The sequence below is a fragment of the Gemmatimonadaceae bacterium genome, assembly GCA_019752115.1.
In the GTDB taxonomy this organism is placed as follows: domain Bacteria; phylum Gemmatimonadota; class Gemmatimonadetes; order Gemmatimonadales; family Gemmatimonadaceae; genus Gemmatimonas.
On record JAIEMN010000068.1, the window covers coordinates 19,532 to 27,179 of the forward strand.

Sequence of the window (7,648 nt, forward strand, 5' to 3'; positions counted from 1 at the left end):
GATCAGCGGCCTCTGGCCGGCGCTTCAGGTCGCACGCCGGTCCAGATGCCGATCACCCCGCACGGCGCAAAGGGGCGAGACAGCTCGGCCGGCGCGAAGGCGCTCGAGTAGACCTCGACGCCGACCACATTCATTGGCTGGATAAAGGCGTCCAGCGCGGCGTCCAGTGGAAATGGAAATCCATCCACGAGCACCTCGGGGACGCAGCGCCCGCGAAAGTCGGTCCCCCGCATCGTCGGGATCCGTTCGCCACGTTGGTTGGTGACCATCGTGATGCCCGGCACCTGCGCGAAGAGATCCGAGATGCGCAACAGGTTGAGCCGATCGATCTGGTCGCCGTCGTAGAACCGGCCAAATCCCATCTTCTTGCGCGCCTCGTAGCCCGCGGCGCGCCCGCTCAGGGCACGCGATCGCTGGGCCCGTACGCGCACGGTATCGAGCGACAGGAGTCGCGTCAGCTCCAGCGAAGCGGCCGGCGCACCATCCAGCACATCGACGGCGTCACTCAAGGCCTCATACCCCATCGCGCGAATGTCGAGCGCCTGCGTGCCCGCCGGCACCTGATCGAGCACAAATCGTCCGAGACTGTCCGCGCGCGCTTCACGCCCGCTCGCCAGCATGACGACCCGCGCATTGGCCAGCGCGCGACCGTTCTCGCCGCGTACCGTGCCAGTGAGCCGTCCCATGCCGCTGCCGATGAAGACATCGCGGTAGCGCACCCCGCTCGGCGGGATGCGCAGCTGCGCGCGCCCCGATGAATCCACACCACTCGCCGCCCGCACGAGCACGGTGGCATTCACCGGCACACCGCACGCGATGTAGCGCCCGCTCGCATCGGTGGTGGCATCGACGGTCATGAGCTCACGCGACGGCTTCGTCCCCGAGAGCACCAGATCGATCCACTGCACCCGTACCGTGCCCTGCAGCGGCGTGCGGTCCGCCGTCGCGCGGCGCAGCGTGCCCACCACGAAGCCCGATGAATCGCGCCAGGTCTGATTCACACCACAGATGCGCTGCGCCAGCGCCCGTGCCGAGGGAATCGCGAGACTGATGCGGGTGCGTCGGCCGTCACGCACGTCAAAGGGCACCAGCAGTTCGCGCAGCGCGAGCGAATCCAGGCGAGGATGGTGCGCCGCGGCCACCCATGGCCCCCTCTCGAGGGAATCCGCCGTGAAGCGTCCGAGCGAATCGGCCTCGATCGTGCGCGCGCGGGTCGTGTCGCGCACGGAGGTTAGCACAATTGACGCGCGCGCGAGGGGTCGCGACGCCACGCTGTCGTACACCACGCCCTGCACGCGGCCGAGCCCCTGCGCGCGCGCCAGCGACGCCGCGAGCAGCAGCCCACCCGCCACCAGCGCCCCTCGCGCCGCGAGGCTCATTTCTTTACCGCCGTGCGCGGCCCCGTCCACACCACGATGCTGCCACACCCGCTCAGATAGTCCATGTACTGCGGCGGGCCGAACGCGCCGGGATAGACCTCGATCGCCGCAACCTGCCCGCCCGGGATGTAGCTCTCGATCGTGCCGTCGTTGGGGGTCACCACATTGTCGACATAGATACGCGGCGAGCAGCGCGCCCCCATCCCGGTGGCGCGCATCGTGACCACGTACCCGTACTGCGCCCGCTCGAGACGGAGCGACGGGAAGCGCATCAGGATATCGGAGAACCAGAGCGGCTGCAGCTGCTCGAGCTGCTCCGGCCCCATGAACCGACCGAAACCGCCCTTCGCGCGTTCCGCAAACGCCGTCAGATTGATCGTCGTGTGCTTCGTCAACGTCGATCGGATTCGGACCGTATCGACCGCCACGAACCGTGACATCATGAACGACACCGTGCTGCTGTCATTCTGCAGCACGTCAACCGGGCGTGTCAGCGCGTCATAGCCCACCGCGCGCACGTCCAGGTTCCACGTGCCGTTGGGCAGCATCGCCATGGCGAAGCGTCCGGCGGCGTCGGTGCGCACCTCGAGGCCGGCATCGCGCACCGCCACGCGCGCGTTGGCCAGCGGGGCGCCGGTGGCACCCAGCAGTCGCCCGCGTAAGAGCCCATCGCCGCGCTTCACCGTCAGGGAATCGGTGCCGAAACCCGTGCTGTCGAGCACCGCGGCCGTCACCGGAATGCGGACGACTCGCGCGGGTCCGACATAGAGATCGCGCTGCTGAATGCCATCGAACGGCATCTGCAGGTCGATCACACCGGTGGAATCTTCCCCGCGCACCGCCGAGACGCGCACCAGCCCGCCCGCCGGAATCCCGCAGGCGAGGTAGCGGCCATCGGGTCCCGTCTCAGTCGTCCGGGTTTCGCGCGTGCGCACAAAGCCGGTGCCGGTGATGGTCAGCTCGAGCCACTCCACACGGACCGTGCCGACCACCGGCGCGCGATCGGTCGTGGCCGCACGCAGCGTCCCCACGAGATAGCCGGACGTGTCCTGCGCCAGCGCCGGGTCACCGCACAGCAGCCGTGCGAGACGTCGCGCCTCGGGCACCGCCACGGTCACCGGCGCGTCCGCGTCCGCACGCACCTCAACCGTCGAGCGAATCTGATCGAGCCCCAGCGAGTCGAGGCGCGGATGCAGCGCCGCCACCACCCAGCTCCCCAGCGGCAACCCGCTGAGCGTAAATCGGCCGAGCGAATCGGCGGTGGCGGTGCGCGAGATGGACGGATTGGCCGCGTTCACCGCCTGCACGACGGCACCACCCAGCGGATGCATGGCGACACTATCGAACACCAGCCCACTGACCCGGCCGGTGAATCCCCGGGCGGCGCCTTGCGCCTGCACGACTGCCGGCATCAGACACGCCAGCAGCGCCAGCGTGCTCGTCATTCGCCCCATTCCACCCTCTCCGGTAAACGAAACCACCCGCTGTCCACTATGGGTGGACAGCGGGTGGTCGTCAATCGTTGCCGGTCGATCTTAGTACTTGTAGTGCGACGCCTTGTACGGGCCGTCCACCGAGACGCCGATGTAGCTGGCCTGATCCGGCGTCAGCTGCGTGAGCTTCACACCCAGCTTGTCGAGGTGCAGGCGCGCCACCTTTTCATCCAGGTGCTTGGGCAGCGTGTACACCTTCTTCTCGTAGCTCTCCGCACGGGCGTGCAGCTCGAGCTGCGCCAGCACCTGATTCGAGAAGCTCGCGCTCATCACGAAGCTCGGGTGGCCGGTGGCGCAGCCGAGGTTCATGAGGCGGCCTTCCGCCAGGATGAGGATCGAACGGCCGTTCGGCAGCACGAACTCGTCATACTGCGGCTTGATGTTGATGCGCTTCATCCCTTCGACCTTCTTGAGACCGGCCATGTCGATCTCGTTGTCGAAGTGGCCGATGTTGCTCACGATCGCCTTGTCCTTCATGCGGCTCATGTGCTCGACCGTGATGACGTTCTTGTTGCCGGTCGCGCTCACGAAGATGTCGGCCTGCTCCACGATGTCTTCGAGCGTCGTGACCTGATAACCCTCGAGCGCCGCCTGCAGCGCGCAGATCGGATCGATCTCCGTCACCACGACGCGCGCGCCCTGGCCCTTGAGCGCCTGCGCGCACCCCTTGCCCACGTCGCCGTAGCCCAGCACCACGACAATCTTGCCGGCGAGCATCACGTCCGTCGCGCGGTTCAAGCCGTCGACGACCGAGTGACGGCAGCCGTACAGGTTGTCGAACTTCGACTTCGTGACGGCGTCGTTCACGTTGATCGCCGGGAAGGCGAGCGTGCCCGCCTTCTCCATCTCATACAGGCGATGGACGCCCGTCGTGGTCTCTTCCGACACGCCGCGGATCCCCGCGAGCACCTTCGTCCAGCGGCCCGGGTTCTTGGCCTGCTCGGCACGCAGGAGGTCGAGAATCACGCCCCACTCTTCCGGCTCGTTGTCACTGTCGAACGCCGGCACGGCGCCCGCCTTCTCGTACTCGGCGCCCTTGTGCACGAGCAGCGTCGCGTCGCCACCGTCATCCAGGAGCAGGTTCGGGCCCGTGCCATCGGGCCACATCAGCGCCTGCTCGGTGCACCACCAGTATTCCTCGAGCGTCTCCCCCTTCCACGCAAACACCGGCGTGCCCTGCGGATGCTCGGTGGTGCCATGCGGCCCCACGGCCACCGCGGCGGCAGCATGATCCTGCGTCGAGAAGATGTTGCACGACACCCAGCGCACATCGGCGCCCAGGTGCACGAGCGTTTCGATGAGCACGGCCGTCTGCACCGTCATGTGCAGCGAGCCCATGATCTTCGCGCCCTTGAGCGGCGCCTTGCCCGCATACTCCGCGCGCAGCGCCATAAGCCCCGGCATTTCCTGCTCGGCGAGGCGGATTTCCTTGCGCCCCCACTCCGCCAGCGCGAGATCGCGCACGGCAAAGGCAGGGCGGTCGAGCGACGTCAGGAGAGAGACGCCGTGTTCGGTCATGACGCTGGTGGACATGGAGTGTTCGTTGGGTTTGGAGTGTGCAACTGATCAGTCGTGCGTTTCGGGTTCTTGGTTGTGGGTTGTGAGTACCCACAACCCATGACCTAAAACCCGCCACCCAGAACTGATCGGTTGCTGTGCTACATCATCACGCAACTACCATCACCGGCCTCGGCATCGCCGTCGCCGTACACGAGAACAACGCCGGCCCCGTTGCGCCGGGTTCAACCGGCAGCGGTACGTAGCGGGTTCCGGTAAAGCCCGCATCGCGCAGCCAGCCGTCGAGCGAGCCGCCATCGAAGCCGAGCCACACGTGTCCCATCTGCTCGCGGTACCGCTCATGCGCATGGACGCGCATGTCGGTGATGAGCAGGCGGCCGGTGGGCTTGAGCACGCGATGCACTTCGGCGAGCGCGCGCACCGGATCGGCCACGTGATGCAGCACGAGCATGAGCACCGCCACGTCGAGCGTATCGTCGGCGAGCGGTAGATCTTCGAGCGTCCCTTCCGCGACCGTCACGTTGCGGCAGTCCGCGAGACGCGCGGTGGCCGTGGCGAGCATCGCCGGTGACGCATCGATTGCATGGACGTGCTGCACGTGCGGCGCGAGCGACGCGGCCAGCGCGCCGGTGCCGCAGCCCAGGTCACCGATCACGAGCGACGGATCGAGCAGCGAGAGCATCGCGCCGATATCCGCGCGCGCGCCGAACATGTCGGTGCGCAGCGCATCCCACTCGGCGCTCGCGGTGGCAAAGAACGCCTGGCTCTGCGTGCGGCGCGCGGCGATCACGGCATCGATCCGGGCCGCGTCCTGCAGTGCCGCCGGCGTCTGGGTCATGGCCTGCCGGACCAACTCCCAGAGCCCCAGCATGTCGGCGTCGAGGAGCGGGTTGCGGCGGTACCACCGGCTGGCCCCTTCGGCGCGCGACGAAACCCAGGACTGGTCGGCCAGGATCTTGAGGTGCCGGCTGACGGTGCTCTGCGGGAGCTGCAGCGCCGTAGCCAGTTCGCCCACGGTGAGCTCCTGGCGCTCGAGCGCCGCCAGCAGGCGGCAGCGCGTCGCGTCAGCGAGCTCAACCATTCGATCGTGGATAGCCAACCGGGGCGAAGTCATAATGCAGGAATAATATCCGGCCATCCGGATAAGTCAATATGCGCCGCCCGTCCCTGCCAGATTTTCCCGGGCGGCCGACTTCAGGGATCTTCCGCTGGCCCTGCCGCCGCCGGGTACCGATCATTCGATATGACCGCGCCGGCCCCTGCCTCCGTCTCCGTGCCGAGCCCCCCGGTGGGCGGCGTCGCGGGCGCCATCGAGGCGCTCGGGCGTACGGTCCGCCGGATGGTCGAGCCGGTTGGAACCGGGGCGCGCTTCACGGCCGCCGTCGTGCGCCATGTGCGCGAAGCGGCCGACTGGCTCCCCGAATTCTCCGGTCAGGCCCTCTCCCTCGGCGTCGAGTCGCTGCCGATCGGCATCTTCATCGCGCTCTTCACCGGCATCGTGCTCGCGCTGCTCGCGAGCTACAGCGTGGGCGATCTGGTGCCCCCGTACTTCGTGGGCACGCTGGTGCAGAAGACGGTGACCCTCGAGCTCGCGCCGGTGCTCACTGGGCTCGCGCTCGCCGGACGGGTGGGCGCGAACATCGCCGCCGAACTGGGCACGATGCGCGTCACCGAACAGGTCGATGCGCTCGAAACGCTCGGCTACGACCCGATGACGCATCTCGTGGTGCCGCGCGTGCTCGCCTCCACGCTGATGTTTCCGGTGGTGGTGGGCGTCGCGATGCTAGTCGGCCTCACGTCGGGATGGCTCGCCTCTCTGAGCTTGCTCGACATCTCCACGCCCCAGTTCCTCAAGGGCGTGCGCATCTTCTTCCAGTCCTTCGATATTCGCTACGGACTCGTGAAGAGCGCGAGCTTTGGCGCCGCCGTGTCGCTGATTGGCTGTCGCGCCGGGCTCTCCACGCAGGGCGGCGCGCAGGGCGTGGGACGCAGTGCCACGCGTGCGGTCGTGATCTCGGCGGTGATGATTCTCGTGCTCGATGCCTTCTGGGCGCTGGTGTGGCTCACCGGTCGCTCCATCCGTTGACGTCCATGTCTGACGCCTCCCCGAACGCCCTGCGTCGCACCAGCGACTTCATCGTTGGGCTCACGGTGCTGCTCGTGACCGCCGCGCTGGTTGCCACGGTGCTCTGGCTCAAGCAGGCCGACTTGCGCGGTCGCACGCGGCATCTCGTGGCGCGCACGCGCGATGTCGGCGGCGTGGCGCTTGGCAATCCGGTCGTCATCCGCGGCGTGCGCGCGGGCCGCGTCGAAGGCATCGCATTGGGCGAGAAAGGCTGGGTGGTGCTCCAGCTCGGCCTCGACAAGGAGACGCCGCTCCCCGCCGACCCGGTGGTGCTCCTCGCCGCGTCGAGCCTCTTCGGCGAATGGCAGGCGACGGTGACCGATGCGACCGGCGTCCCCCCCGATCGCGAGCTGCGCGCCGCCATCCAGGCCGCGCGGACGACCGGCGACACGCTGGCCGGTGCGGTGCTCCCCGACATCGCGCAGCTCACCACCGTCGCGGGCCGCCTCGCCGGCGATGTCGCCAAGGTCGCTGATCGCGTGCAGGTCGCCTTCGACGATTCCGCCGCGCGCGAGCTGCGGGAGTCGATCCGCAACTTCGCCGAACTCTCGAGTGTCCTCGCCAAGACGGTCACGCTGCAGTCGAAGAACCTCGACAAGATCAGCACCGACCTGCAGAGCGGGCTCACCAACCTCAACGCGACGGCGGAGAAACTGAGCACGTTTTCGGCCCGCGTCGATTCCGCCACCAGCCGCGGCGAATTGCAGCAGATCGTGATGAACTCGCAGCACGCCGCGCAGGAGCTGATGACCACCGCCACGCGCTTACGCGAAATCTCCGGCGATTTCGAGCGCACCCAGAGCAAGCTCTCCAGCGCCGTCAGCCGCGCCGACTCCGTCTTCGCCAAGGCGAACAGCCGCACCGGCACAATGGGCTTGTTGTTGAACGACCCCGCGCTCTATCAGCAGAGCGACTCGCTGGTCCGCGAACTCCGCGCCCTCGTGCAGGACGTGAAGAAAAACCCGCGCCGTTATATCAACGTGCGGGTCTTTTGACTGCCGGTGTACGTATACGAACCACGTATACGAACCACGTATACGAACCACGTATACGAACTGGAGTTGACCCGATTTCGTGGACTAGTTCCTCACCCTAGGTTGGAGCGGGAGGCAGTTCATGAAACGGAACCAACA

Annotated in this window: 6 protein-coding genes; 2 read left to right on the forward strand and 4 right to left on the reverse strand. The window is 67.5% G+C overall.

The annotated features are described in order from the left end of the window. Window positions 1-2: 2 nt before the first annotated feature. The 4 genes from K2R93_20765 to K2R93_20780 form a co-directional block, all read right to left on the reverse strand. Window positions 3-1,379: a carboxypeptidase regulatory-like domain-containing protein gene (locus tag K2R93_20765; protein ID MBY0492285.1), complete on the reverse strand. Its 1,377-nt coding sequence runs from the start codon at window positions 1,377-1,379 to the stop codon at window positions 3-5. After that, window positions 1,376-2,824 carry a carboxypeptidase-like regulatory domain-containing protein gene (locus K2R93_20770; protein ID MBY0492286.1) on the reverse strand — a complete coding sequence of 483 codons (1,449 nt, stop codon included), beginning with the start codon at window positions 2,822-2,824 and terminating at the stop codon, window positions 1,376-1,378. Before K2R93_20770 ends, K2R93_20765 begins: the two co-directional genes overlap by 4 nt. 90 nt (window positions 2,825-2,914) lie before the next feature. Continuing rightward, a complete protein-coding gene (gene ahcY, locus K2R93_20775) occupies window positions 2,915-4,405 on the reverse strand; it encodes an adenosylhomocysteinase (protein MBY0492287.1) in 1,491 nt (496 codons plus the stop codon). Between the two features lie 133 nt (window positions 4,406-4,538). After that, on the reverse strand, window positions 4,539-5,471 hold the full coding sequence (locus tag K2R93_20780; GenBank protein MBY0492288.1) for a metalloregulator ArsR/SmtB family transcription factor: 933 nt from the start codon (window positions 5,469-5,471) through the stop codon (window positions 4,539-4,541). Window positions 5,472-5,633: 162 nt separating this feature from the next. On the opposite strand from K2R93_20780, the gene K2R93_20785 reads away from it, so the two are divergent. Both K2R93_20785 and K2R93_20790 read left to right on the forward strand, forming a co-directional pair. Then, window positions 5,634-6,476, forward strand: a complete 843-nt coding sequence (locus K2R93_20785) for an ABC transporter permease (GenBank protein ID MBY0492289.1) — start codon at window positions 5,634-5,636, stop codon at window positions 6,474-6,476. Between the two features lie 5 nt (window positions 6,477-6,481). Further along, window positions 6,482-7,510, forward strand: coding sequence for an MlaD family protein (locus K2R93_20790; protein ID MBY0492290.1), 1,029 nt, complete (start codon window positions 6,482-6,484; stop codon window positions 7,508-7,510). The last annotated feature ends 138 nt before the right edge of the window (window positions 7,511-7,648 follow it).